Here is a 16,836-nt window from a genome sequence, read left to right on the forward strand (position 1 = left end):
GGGCCCAAACTCGTCCAGCCCCACCTGCAGGTCGCCCGCCGACAGGCCGGTGAACACTGGGTCGGGGGTGCCGTAGGACGGTTGCATGGGGCGCTCACCCACGCGGGTCAGCGCCAGCGCCACAATCGCCTCGTCCACCTCCTGCGGGGAGCCGTGAGGGGCCGTCGCCACCTCACCTTGCGGGGTGAGGCGAAACGGGATCGCAATAACACCATCAGCCATGCCCCCAGTGTGCTCGGGGGCATGGCTGATAGGTGGGACGGAGCTAGGTGTTAGCTCTCGTCCGCTACAGATGAAGGCGCGTTCTCGTCCAGCCCGGGCACGTCGGACTCCCATTCAATTCCGGCGTCAGCTTCCGCGGGGTCAAAGCGCAGCGGGTTGGACGGCTGCGCTCCCAGCCCGATCAGCTCCAGCACCGCGTTCACCTGCGGCAGCGCCATGACACGAGTGATGGCGGCGGTGATGCCGAGCGCGATGGCTGCAGCGCCGGTGGCCTGCGCGGGGTCCGCCTGCATGATCGCGGAGTAGATCACCGGAGCCATGGCCGCGAGGCCAACGATCCACTGGATGACGGTGCGCAGCGTGGCCCGCCACGGGTTGCTGGACTGGGTGGGCAGCACCTGCTCTTGCACCGGCAGCGGCGCCGCCTGCGTGAGCACGTTGCTGGTCCCGCCGGTGACGACGATGTTTCCTTCTGCCATGGCTGGCCTCCTACTTCTTCACAATGCGGGCTTTGGTTTCCTTGCCCACGTAGATTTGCACCAGCCCGTAATCGCGGGTCTTGATGAGCGCGACGGTCTTGTTCTTGTCCATCCACTTCTGGACCTGGTACTCGATGCCGCCGAACTTCTTGGGGCGCAGGTAGGCGAAGATGTTGCGGGTCACCGGGGCTACGCCCTTGCGGTAGATGCCCCAGCGGGTTGCCGTCTTGGGCAGCTGGACGTAGGTTTTCTTCGGCTTGACGACCGCGGCCACCTTCGCGGTGACGGTAAGCTTCGGGCGCAGCCAGCCGATGACGCGGCCGGTGTACTTGTTGTCATAGCCCAACCGGGCGCGGTGGGTGGGCGTGAAGCGGTTGAACCCGTCCTGCTGGAACACGTCTACGCCGTACTGGTCAGCCTTCTCTACGAGGGCGACGTGGCCGGAGGGGTTGTTGGCGTTGCCGCCCCACACGATCAGGTCACCGCGCTGCGGAATCTGGTTCGCGTTGCCAAAGTCGTCCTTGATGACGGTCCAATACTTGGTGTTGGCGCGGGCCAGCACGAACTTGGCATCACCGGCGCCAATGGCCACGAACAGCTTGGTGCCGAAAATTTCCATGCCGTACTGGTCGGCAAGGTCCTTGCACTGGTAGTCGTAGGCGCGGTCCGGGTTCATACCGCGGCCGACAGCCGTGCGCATGAACGCCTCAATCTTTGCGTGGGCCACTTTGGGCCCTCCTTTCGTTGGGGGTTTCAGGCCCCAGGTTCGGTCGCCGGAGGCTCCGTTTGTGGGAGGGCGGAGGCAGCAGCCCCGGGGAACGGCAGCCGCTTTCGGCGCGGGGGAGGAGGGGGCTTCTGCAGCCAGATGTGCTCCTCCAGATCGTCAATGTGCAGCGCGTCCTCCTCCTGCCGGTGCCGCAGCCGCACCACCTCGGAGTCGAGTGCCTGGAAGTTCTTGGCGTTGGCCACCTGCGCGTCACTGATCTGCTTCTGCCAGGACTGCCGCTCCTCGGTCATCTGCTTGTCGCGGCGCTCCAGCTCCGCTGCCCAGTGCTTATTCAGGGCATCCCAGTCCGCGGTGGCAGCCTTCTGAGCCTCCACGGTTGCCGTCGTCACGGCAGCCTCCACGTCTGCGTTGGCCTTGGCAACCACCGCCTGCGAGTCCTTGCGAGCCTTGTAGAAGGCGGCTGCGCCGCCGGTGCCAAAGACACCGGAGGCGATCAGCGTGAGGACTGCGAACGGCTCCACTAGTTGCCCTCCGTCGCCGGGAGTGCTTTCACCTGCTGCTGCAGGAGCGCGATCTGCTCTGCTTGGCGCTGGAGGACGGGCAGCAGCGCCACGGCCAGAAGGTCGTAGCGAACCGAGTCAATTTCGCCGTCGAAGTAGGTCACAATTTCGGGGACGTGCTCGTGCACTTCCTCCGCGATCAAACCGAACTCGTTGGTGTTGCCCGGGTTGCCTTCCTCGTCCGGTTTGCGGTCGTAGATGACCGCACGCAGCGCCAGCACCGCGTCCGGGTCCGCCGGGTAGTCGCGAACGTTCTCCTTGAAGCGGATGGAGGAGGTGTTGCGGCCGATATAGCGGCTGCTGTTCATCCACATCGCGTAGTAGGTGCCGGAGTTGATGCTGCGGCCGTAAGCGCTGGAGGTCACCTGGTCGGCTTCGTCCACTGCGGGCTTGCCGGTGATGGAGGACCACGAGTGGGTGTGGCCGCGCTCGGACGGGATTTTGGTGGCCCGGCCCAGTGTGCCCGCGGACGTGATGAACATGTTGGGCAGGTCGTTGTACGTCCGGTCGTAAACCGCGGAGCCGTAGACGCGGCCCGCAGAGTCGATCCGCAGGTAATGCGAGCCGTTTTCCAGCCCCGTGTGGTTGTGGCTGGAGGGGTTGAAGCTGGAGGGCTTGCCGGTGATGCTGTTCCAGTCGTGCGAGTGGCTGGACGGGGCGAAGGTGGTCGGCTTGCCGGTGATCGAGGCCCACGAGTGCGAGTGGCTGGACGGGGCGCGCCCGCCGACCTGCTGGTCCACGTAGGTCTTGTTCGCGGCGTCGTTCCCGCTGGTGCCGGTGACAACCTGCAGCGTGCCGGAGGCGCTGCGCTTCGCCAGCGTGTTCGCGGTCGCGGTGGCAACGGCGCCGTCCAGCAGAGCCTTGTCTGCGGCGCTCATGGCGCCCGCAGCAGCCGCGGTGGCCAGCGGCAGGACGTGGGTGTGGTCAGCACGTGCAGAGCGGCTGGACGTGCCCTCAGAGGCGTCCCCGGAGGTCAGGATTGTCTTGCCCGCCCCGCCGCCGCCGTTGGTGGTGACTTCCTCCCAGCTCGTGCCCGAATCCCAGTACAGGCGCGACACGGAGGTGTCGAAGTAGAGTCGCCCCTGCTTCCCGGCTGTGGGCCGGTTGATGGTGGAGCCGAACGCGAACATCGCCGTGTTGTTCTCCAGAATGTCCACCATGAGGTTGAACTCGGTGCGGTTCGGGTGCGGATCACTCCCCGCCCCGTACTTCTTCAGCCCCATCCGGGGGGTTTGGGTAACAGCCATACCCGCAGGGTGCCCGCCCCAGCCCCCGCGGGGTGGGACGGGCCCCGTGTCAGGGCTAGGCGGCAGCCTTCACGGCCTGCAGCGCGGACAGGATCGCGTAGTCGGTGATCACGCCCTCGTTGTTGCCAATGTCCTCCACGTTCGCTGCGACGGCGCTCTCCCACGCTGCAGCCCAGCCCGGCTGGGCGGCAAACTTCCACATGCTGCTGGATACCCACTGCTCGGGCTCCGGCACGTTTTCGGTGGCCGCGCAGGCGGTGATGCGCCGGTAGAGGGCGTGGTCGCCCTGGATGGTTGAAACGGTCTTGTACGACACTGCTGGTTGTTCCTTTCTTTAGACACCAATAACTGCGCGGAGCACGCGCTGGGCGGCGAGCCCGTCGTCGTTTACCGCGTTGCCGCTTATGGTCGAATTAGCGACGTAGATGTACTTGAAAATCATTGGAGCCACGGTGTTGTTGCTGGAGCTGGACCCCATCGAAATCAGGATTCCTTGCCCGTTGGCGTTGGCCACATGCCACTTCGGGATGAAGTCATACGACCAGTTGTAGCCCTGCGCCGCGCCACCGCTGTAGTGCGACCAAACGAGGATGATTCCCGTCTTTTGCGCGTTGACATTCTGCGACAGCGGGACGGTCTGCCCGTCGTGCATGTACCACGCGCCCTCCCACAGCACGTTGTGCGCGTCCACGTAGCCCTTGTTCGCCGCGTCGTCTGCTGCAGTCCCGGTGAATACGCGGATCGACCCGTTGCTATGCCGCTTGGCCAGAGTGTTGCCGGTGGGCATGTTGGTGGCGGAGTCCAACGGCGCGGTCTTGCCGTCCACGTAGTCCCGGCGGGTGAGCGCGGCCGGGTTGTCTGGCTGCCCGGCTGTGATGCCGCCGGGCACCCACAGTTGGTACAGCTTCCCGGCGGGGTCCACGGCCACGATTTCGTTGTTGTCGTAGCGCACATTGTGTTCGCCGTCGTTGCCGATTTGCAGCGGGTGCCCGGTGGACGTTTCGCTGGCGTCGGCGCTGCTGCGCAGCCGCAGCGGGCCATCTACTTGAATCTGATCACCAGACAGGTTTAGGGTGCGCCCGGGGGCTCCAATAGCGTCGGGCAGCCGGTCACGGCTCAGCGTGCCGGAGGTGACGGCCGCGGCCGAGTGCGCGTGGTTGGCTATCCGCTCATCTACATATTCGGACTGGTTAGCTATCTGCGTATCTACGTATTCAACCGAGGCGCCGACCGCGCCGGTGTTCGACAGGATGATCAGATCGTCCAGTCGGTTCTCGATGGCCCCGAGGATCACCCGGTCGCCGGGGTGCAGCTCCATTCCGGCGGAGGACGGGATCGGGCCGATAGCCTGCTCTCCGTAGAGGCGCGGAACAGTGACCCAGGGGCCGCTCTCCGTCACTTCCACCACGACTCCGCGGTAAAGGTTGGAGGTGAGCGAGGACGGGCCCGCAGACGGGCGGACAGGACCGCGGCGCATTAGTTCTTCCTTCCAAGGTAGGTGGCTCCGGGCAGCAGCCAGAACCGGGTGTAGCGGGCGGGGTTGGGCGTCTCGATCAGCGCCAGCCCCTCACCGGCGGACTCGACCGTGCGGCCCCACCCGGCGGCGACGGCGAGGCGCCCGTCAGGGAGCTGCCCGACAGCCCCGCGGACGTCGATGCTGGCTGCGGTGGCGTCCCGCGCCAGCAGCGCCCCCAGCGCCCGGTCGGTGTCGGGGAAGCTGAGCCCTTGCGGTGCGGCAGCGTTGGCCAGCGCCTCCGCCAGCTCCAGCTGCGGGCCGTCCCAGACGCTCCGGTCGCCGTCCAGTTCCGCCCCGAGGGTGTAGTGCAGCACCACCAAGCCCAGCAGCCGGGACAGGACGTTCTCAGACCACACGGCCATCGGTGGCTCCCTTCGTGCTGCCAAACCACTTGATCGGGCGGAGGTAGCCCAGCAGGCCGTTCTTGCCCAGCGTGGCGATGTGCGAGGCGCCCGGGTTCTGCGTCAGGCAGCGGATGCTGCCGCCCTCGTCGGAGAGCGCGAGGGCGACGTGGCCCCAGCCTCCGCCCCAGGAGCCGTCCCAGATCACCAGGTCGCCCTTGCGGGCCGGGCCGGAGCCCACCATGGCGTAGAAGCCGCCCAGCCCCGGAGCGTTCCACAGGTCCTTGGCTCCGTCGCCAGCAAGGAACGGGCCGCCCACGACTTCCTTGTTGAAGTATTGGGCGAGGTCGAAGCACTGCGCTCCGGCCGCCCCGTCGAAGTCGAGTGCGACACCGTTGTAGCGGTTCACGAACCGGTCGGTGGCGGCCGACAGGGTGGCAGCTTCGGCCACGGTGCCCGTCCAGTCGCCGGGCTTGCCGGAGCCGGTGCCGCCCGGCCCGCCGGAGCTGGAGGAACCGGAGCCGGAGCCGTCCTCGCGGGGCTGCTCGGCCGGGTCCACCGGGCGCTGGCAGCCCACGGTGAGCACGCCCGCAGCAGTCATCGGGAACTTCACTCCCGTGACGATCCACTTGCCGCCCATATCGCCAACGCCGGTGCCGCCCAGCTTCACCTCGTCGCCGGTGCGGATATCCCAGTCCGTCGCCACCAGCTTCAGCGTCAGCGACTCGGACGGATCGGAGTCGGCCTCGTCGCTGTACTCGGGCATCCCCGCCAGCGCCTCATGGTAGGAGGACCAGCTGTTCCACCAGACGCTCCACGACTGCCGCGCCCAGTTGGTGCGGGCCAGCCACGACGGCTTGGCCAGCACGAACGCGGTCCCGTACTCAAAGAGCCACAGCCCTTTCTCCCGGGCCAGCGCGGTGAGCACGTCCCATGTGGACTCCGCTTTCCCGTCCTCCGGCTTCTGCCGCGCGATCAGCAGCGAACCCAGCGACGGCTGCACGACGGCGAGAGCACCCACCGACTTGAACGCATCGGTGGCCCACGTGCTCAGGTTCGTCTCGCCCCACGACCGTTCGCCGGTCTGCGCCTTCAGCTTGGTGACGAACTTGGACGGAGCGGACACCTCCAGCGACGGCCCGAGCGCGGAGGACTTCACTTTCACGTCCTGCACGGTCAGCCCCCACTGGCCGTAACTGATCGAGGCGCCCTTGGAGAGCAGCCCGGAGCGAAAGATGTTCAGGTCCGCCCCGTCCAGGAATGTCAGCCCCATGGACGTGATCGAGGAGTTGGACACTGCGAGGGTGGCGCCGGTGCAGGCGTCCACGAGGTTGCGGCTCAGCCCCTTGCCGGTGACCTTGATGCTCGCCAGCTTGTTCTTGTCCATGACAGGTGCGCGTCGTGCCATGGTGCTACTTCCTCGGAATCTTCAGGGTCCAGCCCGCTTTGAGCGTGTTCGGGTTCTTCATCAGGGACTTGTTCAGCGCGTAGATTTCCGGCCAGCGGGAACCGGCGCCAAGGTAGCGCTGAGCAATCAGCCACAACGTCTCGCCGGAGCGCACCTTGTGCTGCCGCGTGGTGGTGGTGGCGCGGGAGCCGGTGGCAGCCTTCTTCTTCGCCTTCGGCTTGGAGGTGCTGATCTTCACGTCGGACGCCTCCACCAGCGTCCACGACAGCTCGGCGTGCGACGGGCGGAGGTTCTTGGCGCGGCGGACGACGTTGATTTCAAGGTTCTCGATGTAGAACCAGACCCCCGCCTCCAGCGCCGCGGAGCCGCCGGAGAACCTGATCTTGGTGCCCTTGGTGGACAGCCCAAAGAACGACTTGATGGCGGCCTCGACGTCCACCGTCCAGTCCAGAGACGCGACGATGTGGGTGAAGGAGTAGCGCCGCAGCCCCGGGCCAACCACCCGTGTCAGCGGCTTCTTGCCCTCGCGCTCCACCTCGCCCAGCCGCGCCGGAGCGTTGACGCTGAACGTGCCGGGGGTGGAGTGCAGCGAAATGGATTTCCCCGCCTCCGTCACGATCTTCATCACCCGGGAGCCCGAGGCCCGCTTGGTGAGTACCTTCACGGCCATCAGTAATCTCCCTTCTCCCACGCCCGCAGAATGTCTGCCATGCGCTGCTCCAGATCGTCCAAGTCGTCCGGGCTGATGCCCTCGCCGGTGGTCTGGACGTTGATCTGCACTGCGCCCTCCGCGATCACACGGGCGTCCACGGTGTTGCCGCCGCGGGGCTGCACGGTGGCGGCTGCCACGCGGGCTGCAGCGGGCCCGGCTGCTGCGGGGCGGCCGTTGGATGCCTCGCGGTTGGCGGCGATGATGTTCGCCGGGCCAATCGCGCGGGTCAGCTCGGGAACCAGCACGGACTCGCCGGGGGAGAGCAGCGCGGCGATGGTGTCGTGGCCGGGCGCGTAGCCCGGGGCCACACCGCCGCCAGCGAACTTCATCACGCCGCCGCCGGAGGCGCTGCCGCCGTCCCCTCCGCCGGAGAAGAAGTTGCCAACGTTCTTGGCCACGTCCCCGATGAACCCGCCGATGCCGTCCGCAATGACGCCCACAATGTCGGCCAGCCCGCCGAGCAGTCCGCTGATCCACTCCACGGCGGCGCCCAGCGGGCCCTCCAGGAAGGTGACCAGGTTGGTGAGCGCTTCCACGAGGAAGGTGATAATCGGCATCAGCGCCTCGATGGCTGCGCCGAGCACGGTGCCGATCACTTCCGCGATGGTGATGACCAGCGGCATGAGCGGTTCTAGCACCGTCATAATCAGGCTCATCAGCGACCCGATCAGCTTCCCGACCGGCTCCAGAATGGCGGAGAGCGCAGTGAACAGCGGGTCCAGTGCGGGCAGCAGCGCCTCGATCACGCTGATCGCCATATCGAGGATCAGCTGAATGACGGGCATCAGCACCGGGATCAGCCCGGCCACAATGCCAACCACCTTGGCCAGCAGCCCGGCAATCGGGGGCAGGATCGGCAGCAGCGCGGACACCAGCTGGGCGATGAAGTTGCCAATCATCGGGATGATCGGAGCCAGCACGGACGCGAGGCCGGTGAAGGCGGGCATCAGCTGGCGGAACATAGCGCCGAACGTGTCCGCCACCTGCATGATGACGGGCAGGAGCTGCTGAAACAGTCCACCCAGCGCCGCCCGCAGCTCCGGGGACGCCGCGATCAGGCCAAGGATGACGCCGAGCACCGGGGAAATGGTGGGCAGGAAGGCGCCCAGCGGCCCCAGCATGCCCGCAAGACCGCCCGACCCCATAGCCAGCAGGCCACCGGCGATTGCGCCGATTACAGGGGCGAACTGGCCCAGCGTTTCCAGCAGCCCACCGGCTGAGAAGGACTCGATGAACTTGGCAGCCTTCGCCCCCATCGCCTCCAGCTTCGGCCCGAGCGTGTCGGCCCACGCCTGCACCTTCTCCATCACCGGTTTCATCCGGGTGTTGATGGAGTCAAACACGGGGGTGACCGCGTTGAAGATCGCCTTGCCAATCGTGAGGAAGGGCTTGAGCATCGTTTCACCGATGCGGCCCAGCGCCGCCCGCGTGTTGGCCATGGCCCCGCGGAACGTCTTGCCGGAGGACTGCGCAGCCCCGCCCAGCCCCTTCTCCATGGCGTTCTGGAAGGTGGCGAAGTCCACCTTGCCCTCAGAGGCCAGCTTCTTGACCTCCTGCGCAGACACACCCATTTCGGCGGCCAGGAACTGCAGGATCGGGATGCCCTTGTCACCAAGCTGCGCCAGCTCCTCGCCTTGGATGACGCCACCGGCTGCGATCTTGTTGAAGATCGAGCCCATATCGCCAAACGAGACACCGGCAATGGTCGCGCCGTCACCGATTAGCGACAGCGTGCGCTCCAGCTCCTTGCCCGGCTTCACGCCCGCAGCCACCGCACCGGCTGCAGCGGTGGCGGCGTCCCCAAGCCCGAACGCGGTCCCCTTCACGGAGGCCATGGAGTCGGACATAATCTGGTCGATGGACTGCGCCGAGTGGCCCAGCCCGGCCAGCTTGGCTTGGGCGTCCTCAATATTCAGCGCTCGAGAAATTCCGCCGCCGATGGCCATGCCGCCCAGTGCAGCCCCCGCCAGCGCGAGTGTTTTGAGCCCGGCGGAGGCAGCCTTCTTCGCTTCGGAGGCAATCGCGGAGCCGATCTTCTTGCCCCCGCGCCCCGCCGCCTGCGCCATCTTCCCCAGCGCCCCGCCGATCTGGCCGGTGAGGGAGCGCAGCTGGCCGGGCAGCTTCTTGACCCCGGAGATGATGTTCCCCGGGATGCTCTTGATGCCCGACCACATTTTGCGGAACGAGGAGGTCACGGCGGAGGTGGAGCGCTGCCAGTGCCCCTTGAAGTCGGTGGCCGACTTCACCGCGTCCCGCACCTGCTGGCGCAGCGACTTGGTGGCCTTCTCGGTCGCCTTCTCCTGCTTCTTGCTGGACTCCTCGGTTTTCTTCGCCGTCTCGTCCAGCTTGTTGGAGAGCCCGTCCAGGAGGGCGGACATTTCATCCTTTAGCTCCGCTATAAGGACGACCCGTTCCTCAGTCGCCATGCCCGTCACCTCCTGGTCGGTTTCACTTCTTGTCGGCCTGCTTGTTCTGCGCGGCCACGATGATGTTGTGTGCTGCTAGTCGGATGGCCCAGTTGTCCTCGTCCGGGTCACGAACCACCGCCACCGGGTCCAGTTGGAGGGTGTGGGCGACGGCGACTCGTTCCTCAAACCGCGGGGACTCCTGCAGCCACTCCGCTAGCTCTCCGTAGGGTCCAGCGGCTCCAGGTCAGTGCCCCAGCCGCCCGCCTTCAGCAGTGCGCGGCCGAGCGAGAGCAGCCCGGCGTCCCCGCAAAAGACCTTCAGCGCAGAGGCCACGGTGGCGTTCTTGCCCGCCATGGCCAGGAACTCGTTGTCCTTGAACAGCAGGTCGCCGCCGTTCGGGTTCGGCACGACCACGCCGCGCTTCAGGATCGCCACGTTCTTCTCACCGAGCAGCGTGGACACCATGACCATTTCGTCCACGTCCTGGCTCTTGCCGCGCTTGGCGCCACGCTCGTAGCGCTCCAGCTCCTTCTTTCCGATCACGGTCGAGAAGCGGGCCTCCCAGCCGTCGCGGCCGGGAATGTCGAAGGTGACGTACTCCTCGATGGACTCCTTGAACTCGTCCTTCAGCTCATCGAACAGAGCCGAGACGGGAGCCTCGTCGTCGTAGTCGTATTCGTCGGCGGCGGGGGCGTCGTACTCGACTGCGCCCTGATCGTCCTGCAGCGACTCAACCAGCGCCGGGTCAGTGATTCCGTAAACCTTGTCTGCCAAGGGGTCCTCCATAGGTTTTGGCAACCCGCGCTCTGCGGGCCTACCCGTAGAGTCGCCGCCCGCCGGGCATGGGTGTGGGACGGGTGGCGTGTTGGCAACGTCATGCAGGCCGAACGAGAGGCCACCCGTCCCACGAGGGGTTCCGGGGCTGCCGCCTATGGAATCGGCAGCCCCGGAGGTCTATCAGGCCGGGCCCGAGTGCGAGAAGGTCAGTGCGATCTCGCCCGGGTCCGAGGAACCGGCGTCCGGTTCGGTTTCCTTCACACCGATCAGCAGCGCGTTCGGGTAGGTCAGCGGCTTGCCGATCTTCGCGAAGTTCAGATCGAGCGTCTGCTTGGAGACGGTGACGCGGGCGCGGCCCACCTGCTTGCGCAGCGTGGCCAGCCACTTGTCATCCACAGCCGGGTCGTAGGTGCGGACAACCTCGATATCGTCGTACTCCGGGGGAGCGCTAATGATGTCGAACTTGTCGGTGCCCGGCACCGGGTCCTTGGTCGGGGAGGCGGTTGCGCCGCCGCCCGTCATGGTCCGCCAGCCGCCGGAAATACCGGAGACGGTGACCAAGAAATTCCGCTTGGCAGTCTTGCCCATGCTCTTGCTCTCCTATTCCTTAGACGGCGGCCGCGAGGGCAACCTTGATGATTTCGGCCTTGATGAGCTGGACCGTGGGGGCCAGCCGGACAGCGACCGTGACCTGCAGCTCGTTGGCGCCAATCGCGGAGGTGTCGTCCACCGACACGAGGTAGCCCGGGTCTGCTTCCTCGCCGTTGACGACGCGGGGGTACAGGCCCCCGGCCTTGGCAATCGGGTCCACGATGCCGACAACAGCGGACTCGATTTTGGAGCGCAGCTGGCCGCGGGGGTCGGCGGTGGACCAGGTGAACTCCTCCAGCGCCTCCTTGACCTGCAGAGTCAAGTTGTTCAGAGTGTCGCGGGCGGTCAGCATGGCCAGGTTGTCCCGGTCCACCGAGAGGGAGGACCAGTTGTAGAGCCGGACGCGGGCGCCGGTGGTGACGATGCCGTTGACGTGCGCAGCGTTCAGCTGGTTGTTCAGCGCCGTGTCCACCGGAACGTTGGTGCCGGTGGCCCACTGGGTGAGCGCGCGGTCGCCTGCGGGCGGCTGCCACGGGCCGGTGGAGGTGTGAGTGCGGGCGCGGACTGCAGCCACATAGCCCTCGGGGCTGACGGTGCGGGTGCCGGAGCCGTCCGGGATCACGAGGTGCGGGTAGAAGATGCCGCCCGCATCGCCGTTCCCGGTGAGCATCAGCCGCTCTGCCTGCTCTGCTGCCTCAGCCAGCGTTGCGTCCTTGTGCATCGCCAGCACGGCCAGCTTGCCGCGGGACTTGGCGTGCGCGAGCAGCCCGGTTCCCACGAGGTCGGCAGAGTAGCCCGGGAGGGCTACAGCGCCACCGGCAGCGGCGACGGTTCCGGCGGCGTCCAGCGCTGCCAGCACATGCTCGGTGGTCACTGCCACGCGGTCGTCGGAGCCAGCGCCCAGCGGCGTCTCCGCACGGCTGGCCGGGTTGTTGGCCGGGGCGGCAGTCTCGGAGCCGGAGTCGGTGACCTTGATGAACTTGGACCCGGCTGCAGCTTCGACCAGTTCGGCCGGGGACTGCAGATCGCGCCACTGGTGCACGATGGAGCCGCCGGAGCGGACCACCACCGTGAAGGCGTCCTCGGCAGCCACAACCTCGACGGTCAGCGACGTGGAGTAGGCGCCCGGGGCGATGGCTTCGACCAGGATCGTCTCAGCCGGGCTGGCAGCGCTATCGAGCAGCGCCAGCGAGCCCGCGGTGGCGGCGGGGCCGACGACGCGGGAGACGTGGAGCTGGGAGCCGCCCTCCTCAAAAAACAGCCGCGCCGTGTCGTAGACGTTGGAGGCGTAGGCGGTGCGACCGCCAAACACCTGCTCAAACTCGGCCATCGAACGGACCAGAGTCGCGCCGGAGGCCGGGCCCTTCTCAGTCAGACCTGCGATGTGCAGGGCGCCGGACGGGGTGCCCTGATTGGTCGGGCCGGATCGCAGCGAGGTGACTACCTCGACGCCGATATTCGCCATTAGCTCTCTCCTTCGTTACCGGCCGCAGCCGGGGTCCTCTGGCGGCGGGGGCGCCGCGGTTCGGGGGTGGTAGGGGCGACCAGCCTCCCTGCAGCCAGCAGGCGGGAAGTCACCGGGTCGTCGGGGTCAGCTGTGGCGGAAGTGTGACCGTCAAGGATTTGCCCAGCGGCGGTGAACACAACCTCCACAGGCTGCGGGTTGTGGACGCGAATGTCGCTCATGCCCGCATCGTCGCGGCCCCAGCCGGTCACGGGTGGGACGGGCCCCGTGTCACAGCAGATGCTCGGAGTGAGTGATGCTGATTTGCTCGGCGGGCTCCGGGGCGATCTGCAGCCGCTCCCGGGTCAGCACCTCGAACCTGATGTACGACTCCAGCAGGAGGTTGTTGTCGCCGTCGTACTCGCCGCCGGTGAAGTTCTCCCGGATGGTTTCGGGCACGATCTGCGCGGACTCCTCGCCGTCGTCAAACAGGACGGGGTATTGGAGGGCGAGGGTGCGCAGCGCGAGCATGAGCCGCTGGCGCTGCAGCTCCACCAGCCCGTGCTGCCCGTCGCCGCCCATCGTGTAGAGCAGGACGCGGAGGGGATAGCGGAACTCGTACTCGTTCCAGAAGCCGTCCGCGCTGATCATGCGGGTGGCGTTGCGAATCTCAGTGTCCTCAACCGTGACCATGATGGCGGGGAAGTCGCCCACCGAAACGAGGTTCACGTAGGTGGGGTGAATGTTCTCCGCCTCGGGGACGGGCAGCGTCAGCTCGTCGGCTGGCTCGGTCCCCTCAATCGTGTTCAGGTAAGTCCTCAGCCGCTCGATTACCGCGGGCAGGCGATGCTGCGCTGAGGTGACAAACGAACGGACAACACCTTCATGGCCCAGCATTTATGCGGCCACCTTTCCGTTGAAAATCCATTGGTGGAGGAATGAGCCGTAACGCTTCATGCCAGCCTTGGTCGGACGGCCCACCAGCTTCCGCTGAGGCAGGTTCGTCTCGGGGTTGCCCTTCTGGTGGTAGCGGGCATACGGGACGGCGGTGCCGACCACCATGCCGCGGTCCCACACTTCGTCAATGCCCATCGGCCGCTCGGTCAGCGACTCGCGCAGCAGCCCGGAGAGGACCATGAGGGGCTTGCTGGGGTAGCGCTTCTTCTTCCACGCCGCATAGCGGGGAGAGAGGGGCTTCCATCGGGCTCCGTAGTAGGCGCCAAGCGCGGTGAACTGCTGCAGGTTCTCGGCCGCCACTTGGTCAGCCATGCCCTGAAACATGGGCTCGGCGTCACCGGCCCGGGAGCTGTAGCGCTCCAGGTCCATAATCAGCGGCCGAAAGCCGTCACCGGACAGCCGCATCTTGGCGCCCACTACGTCACCACCTCACGTCGTCGCGGAAGGCAGACGGCGGGAACGTGCCCACCGGCTTGCCCGCTGCAGCCCCGCCGCCGGGGGCCAGCCACTCGGCCAGCGCCGTCTCCGCCGCTGTCAGCTCCGCTTGGTAGCGGGTCCAGAGCACGGAGCCGTAAGAGCCGGTGTCGTTGACGCTGGACTTGGCGGGGAACGCCGCATCCGAGAGGTAGGCTCCAGCGCCGGTGCGCACCACCGTGGCCGCGAAGGCGTCCAGCTTGCCCTGCAGCTCCTCCGGGAGCTCCGAGCGGCGGCGCAGGCGCAGGTCCACGGCTGCCGCCACGTCGGTGATCCACTGCTGCACTTGGCTCTTGGTGATGCGGCGGGAGGTGGTGCCCCCGTAAACCGGGTCCTTCTTCTCTGGCAGGCTGTCATCCTCAAAGACAGCCGCCTGGGGCACGAGGCCGAGCACTCCCTCGACCGTCACGCCCCAGGCAGACTCGCTGGTCATCGTCCTACAGCTCCCGGAGAGAGCCGCGGGCGATGCCTCGGGCGATCATGGCGGCGGGGCCGGTGATCTTGGTGCCCTTGTAGCCGAAGTACGAGTACCCGTTCTGCACGGACTTGTAGAGGTCCACCACGACGACGGCGGTCGCGGTTTCACCCTCCAGCTCCGGCGCCCATACGGCCTCGGACGTAACCTCCACCGGGGCAGCCTCGACCACGGCGGGGGACTCTGCTGCCTCGGGCAGCTTGCCGGTCACGAACGCGGCCAGCTGCGACTTCATATCGGGAGCAGCCGCAGGGGCCTCCTCAGCCGCCGCAGCGGGGGCTTCAGCAGCAGCCGCCGCCTCGGCCTCTGCAGTCGCCTCAGCGCCCGGCTCCTGGGTCGGCAGCAGCTCCTGCTGGCCTTCTACGGTCTTGCCATCTTCTGCCGCAATAACTGCCGCCCCCGCGACCTCTGCCTTGGCAGTGGTCTTGGGAGCGGCAGCCCTGCGCGGCTTAGCCGCAGTCGTCATCAGGCAGCCCGGAAGCCGGTGATCTTGGTGACGGACTTCGGATCGGTGATGATCGGCACGATGGAGCGCCAGCCCTGAATCACCTTGACGTGGCGGCGGTCCTCGTCGTAGGAGTGCGACTTGATGCCGCCTTCCTCGTCACGGACCGAGCCGGAGACGCCGCGCTCCAGCAGCCAGATTTCGCCGCGGGCGATGGTGGAGGTCTTGATCCACTCGCCACCGGCGAGGTTGCCCAGATCGCCAGAGAGCACGGGGTGCTCGCCTTCCTTCTGGACCTGCTCGCGAATGTCCTTGCGGCCCAGCAGGTACTGCTGCGCGTCCAGCGGGTTGATCAGGTACAGGTTGCCGGTGTAGCCCAGCTCGTTGTCGTCGATCAGGCCCTTGGCTGCGAACAGGTCAGCGATCGGGTCAGTGCTGGACTGGCCCCAGTCGGTGTCAATGTCCAGCGTGTTCACGTTCGGGTTCGTCACCAGAGCGTTGACGGTGACCTTGTTGACGCGCTTGACGATCAGGTTGGAGATAATCGTCATCCGCTTGGCCAGGGTGTCCTGGTCGTTGCGGCGGATCGCTTCGAAGGTCAGTTCGGCGGCTCCACCGTACTTATCGACCTTCGCGGTCTTCTGGTCCTCGGTGGTGATGCCGACCAGCGGGAACTCGGCGCCCGGCGCGATGACCTCGACGTCGCGTTCCTGATCCTCCGGGTGGCCCAGCACTTCGTCGTAGATCACGGCGCCGTTGTGGGCGTCACCGGCGGAGAAAGCGTAATCCGCGATGGTGCGGTCCTTGGTCAGATCGGTCAGGACACGCTCAACCCGGGAGGGGTTGTCAACGAAGTCCCGAACGTTGACCTGAATGTTCTGGTTGGGGTACATGCTCAGGTGGCTCCTTAGATGCTCAGGCGGATGAATGCCGCGCCGCCGGTGGCAGCGTTGGCGGTGGCGATGCCAACCGGGATGCCGTCAGTGAGCTTGACGGCCTTACCGTCAGCGCCCACCTGCACGCGGTCGTTGACGATCAGGTCCTCGCCAGCGGTGACGGGCACGACGCCGCCCACGAGGATGTGCACGAAGCCGTCAGCTTCCTGGTCGTGGCCGACCACACCGGCCGGGTACTCGCCCGCGCCGGCGGTTGCGATCTTCGGCTGAGCTGCACGGCCACCGGGGACGTACTTGGCGAAGGTGCCGCCGACGACAGCAGCAGTGGGCTGGCCGGTGAGGTCCTGGCCGTGCTTGAACAGCGGGATGACTACGTTCTTGGGCATTACTTGGTGCCTCCGATCTTGAACAGGGCGTTTTCGGCCGCGATCTGGGCCTCGGTGAGTGCTTCACCGGCGTCCATCGAGAACGGGGCTACGTCGGAGCCACGCTCGCGGGTGGAGAACATGGCAGCGCGGGCGTCGAGCAGCGAGACGGTGACGGCCTCGTTCTCGTCCAGCGCCTTGCGCCACGCTTCGCGCTCGGTCTTGTGGAGCTTCCCGGCGCGGAAGGCGGAGGCGACAATGCCGTCCCGGCGTTCCTTGTCGCGCTCGTCGGTAATCGCCTGCAGCTGCGCAGCCATGGTGCGGTTCTGCTCCTGCATGGCGGCGAAGTTGGCGGCGGAGAGCTTCACGGCCGGGGTCGGCTCGACAGCATCCGTTTCCGGTGCCTGCTCGGCGTCCTCCTCGGCGTCCTCGGCGTCCTCAGCGGCCGGGGCTGCGGGGGCGGCGGGGGTCTGCTCGGCGGCAGGGGCGGCGGGCTCGGCTGCCTCAGCTTCCACTTCCTCGGCTTCCAGTGCAGCAAGCACTTCGTCCTCGGTGGCGGTAGCCGACAGACCGAACTTCGACCGCAGCACCTGCAGGTGCTTTTCGGTGAATGCCATGGTGGCTTCTCCTTCGGTTGCTTGGTCCACCGCCCGGACGGGGGTGGCTGTGGTGTCAGATTCGTTTGCGGTGAATCCGGCGTGTGGGACGGATGCCGTGTCGGATGCCGGAGGCGCGACCGGCTGGAAGATGACCTTTTCGATCACGGGCACGACGTCGCCGGTGAGGGTGATT

General features: G+C 66.8%; 21 protein-coding genes. All 21 read right to left on the minus strand.

Translation table 11 applies throughout. The annotated features are described in order from the left end of the window. Positions 1-222 (minus strand): GPW/gp25 family protein (locus ACMX2H_RS17445; protein ID WP_414962333.1); only part of this gene is annotated, 222 nt, incomplete at its 3' end. A gap of 50 nt (positions 223-272) precedes the next feature. After that, positions 273-701 (minus strand): hypothetical protein, encoded by a 429-nt coding sequence (locus ACMX2H_RS17450; RefSeq protein WP_414962335.1) that lies wholly within the window; start codon positions 699-701, stop codon positions 273-275. Between the two features lie 10 nt (positions 702-711). Then, on the minus strand, positions 712-1,428 hold the full coding sequence (locus tag ACMX2H_RS17455; protein WP_414962337.1) for a CHAP domain-containing protein: 717 nt from the start codon (positions 1,426-1,428) through the stop codon (positions 712-714). Positions 1,429-1,454: 26 nt separating this feature from the next. Beyond that, complete coding sequence (locus ACMX2H_RS17460; RefSeq protein ID WP_414962339.1) at positions 1,455-1,949, minus strand: hypothetical protein; 495 nt, start codon at positions 1,947-1,949, stop codon at positions 1,455-1,457. Next, positions 1,949-3,235, minus strand: a complete 1,287-nt coding sequence (locus tag ACMX2H_RS17465) for a tail fiber domain-containing protein (RefSeq protein ID WP_414962341.1) — start codon at positions 3,233-3,235, stop codon at positions 1,949-1,951. The genes ACMX2H_RS17460 and ACMX2H_RS17465 overlap by 1 nt, the downstream gene beginning before the upstream one ends. A 55-nt stretch (positions 3,236-3,290) precedes the next feature. Beyond that, positions 3,291-3,551 carry a hypothetical protein gene (locus ACMX2H_RS17470; protein WP_414962343.1) on the minus strand — a complete coding sequence of 87 codons (261 nt, stop codon included), beginning with the start codon at positions 3,549-3,551 and terminating at the stop codon, positions 3,291-3,293. Positions 3,552-3,569: 18 nt separating this feature from the next. After that, positions 3,570-4,712 carry a hypothetical protein gene (locus ACMX2H_RS17475; protein ID WP_414962345.1) on the minus strand — a complete coding sequence of 381 codons (1,143 nt, stop codon included), beginning with the start codon at positions 4,710-4,712 and terminating at the stop codon, positions 3,570-3,572. Beyond that, positions 4,712-5,113 carry a hypothetical protein gene (locus ACMX2H_RS17480; protein WP_414962347.1) on the minus strand — a complete coding sequence of 134 codons (402 nt, stop codon included), beginning with the start codon at positions 5,111-5,113 and terminating at the stop codon, positions 4,712-4,714. The genes ACMX2H_RS17475 and ACMX2H_RS17480 overlap by 1 nt, the downstream gene beginning before the upstream one ends. Beyond that, positions 5,097-6,500, minus strand: coding sequence for a CHAP domain-containing protein (locus ACMX2H_RS17485; protein WP_414962349.1), 1,404 nt, complete (start codon positions 6,498-6,500; stop codon positions 5,097-5,099). Before ACMX2H_RS17485 ends, ACMX2H_RS17480 begins: the two co-directional genes overlap by 17 nt. A gap of 4 nt (positions 6,501-6,504) precedes the next feature. Continuing rightward, positions 6,505-7,170, minus strand: coding sequence for a LysM peptidoglycan-binding domain-containing protein (locus ACMX2H_RS17490; protein ID WP_414962351.1), 666 nt, complete (start codon positions 7,168-7,170; stop codon positions 6,505-6,507). Continuing rightward, positions 7,170-9,638, minus strand: coding sequence for a tape measure protein (locus ACMX2H_RS17495; protein WP_414962353.1), 2,469 nt, complete (start codon positions 9,636-9,638; stop codon positions 7,170-7,172). Before ACMX2H_RS17495 ends, ACMX2H_RS17490 begins: the two co-directional genes overlap by 1 nt. Positions 9,639-9,833: 195 nt before the next feature. After that, positions 9,834-10,394, minus strand: coding sequence for a hypothetical protein (locus ACMX2H_RS17500; RefSeq protein ID WP_414962356.1), 561 nt, complete (start codon positions 10,392-10,394; stop codon positions 9,834-9,836). A gap of 183 nt (positions 10,395-10,577) precedes the next feature. Next, positions 10,578-10,985 (minus strand): hypothetical protein, encoded by a 408-nt coding sequence (locus tag ACMX2H_RS17505; RefSeq protein ID WP_414962358.1) that lies wholly within the window; start codon positions 10,983-10,985, stop codon positions 10,578-10,580. 19 nt (positions 10,986-11,004) lie between these two features. Beyond that, the gene (locus ACMX2H_RS17510; RefSeq protein WP_414962360.1) at positions 11,005-12,453 is read right to left on the minus strand and encodes a hypothetical protein; all 1,449 of its coding nucleotides are present in this window, start codon (positions 12,451-12,453) and stop codon (positions 11,005-11,007) included. A 270-nt stretch (positions 12,454-12,723) separates the two neighbouring features. Further along, positions 12,724-13,329 carry a hypothetical protein gene (locus tag ACMX2H_RS17515; RefSeq protein ID WP_414962361.1) on the minus strand — a complete coding sequence of 202 codons (606 nt, stop codon included), beginning with the start codon at positions 13,327-13,329 and terminating at the stop codon, positions 12,724-12,726. Beyond that, the gene (locus ACMX2H_RS17520; RefSeq protein WP_414962363.1) at positions 13,330-13,806 is read right to left on the minus strand and encodes a phage virion morphogenesis family protein; all 477 of its coding nucleotides are present in this window, start codon (positions 13,804-13,806) and stop codon (positions 13,330-13,332) included. A gap of 4 nt (positions 13,807-13,810) precedes the next feature. Further along, positions 13,811-14,296: a hypothetical protein gene (locus ACMX2H_RS17525; RefSeq protein WP_414962365.1), complete on the minus strand. Its 486-nt coding sequence runs from the start codon at positions 14,294-14,296 to the stop codon at positions 13,811-13,813. Between the two features lie 4 nt (positions 14,297-14,300). Continuing rightward, complete coding sequence (locus ACMX2H_RS17530; RefSeq protein ID WP_414962367.1) at positions 14,301-14,804, minus strand: hypothetical protein; 504 nt, start codon at positions 14,802-14,804, stop codon at positions 14,301-14,303. After that, positions 14,804-15,676 carry a major capsid protein gene (locus ACMX2H_RS17535; protein ID WP_414962369.1) on the minus strand — a complete coding sequence of 291 codons (873 nt, stop codon included), beginning with the start codon at positions 15,674-15,676 and terminating at the stop codon, positions 14,804-14,806. The genes ACMX2H_RS17530 and ACMX2H_RS17535 overlap by 1 nt, the downstream gene beginning before the upstream one ends. A gap of 14 nt (positions 15,677-15,690) precedes the next feature. Further along, on the minus strand, positions 15,691-16,065 hold the full coding sequence (locus tag ACMX2H_RS17540) for a hypothetical protein (RefSeq protein ID WP_414962371.1): 375 nt from the start codon (positions 16,063-16,065) through the stop codon (positions 15,691-15,693). Beyond that, on the minus strand, positions 16,065-16,836 hold a 772-nt coding region (locus tag ACMX2H_RS17545), incomplete at its 5' end, for a phage protease (protein ID WP_414962373.1). The genes ACMX2H_RS17540 and ACMX2H_RS17545, both read right to left, overlap by 1 nt.

This window comes from Arthrobacter sulfonylureivorans (assembly GCF_047607445.1).
In the GTDB taxonomy this organism is placed as follows: domain Bacteria; phylum Actinomycetota; class Actinomycetes; order Actinomycetales; family Micrococcaceae; genus Crystallibacter; species Crystallibacter sulfonylureivorans_A.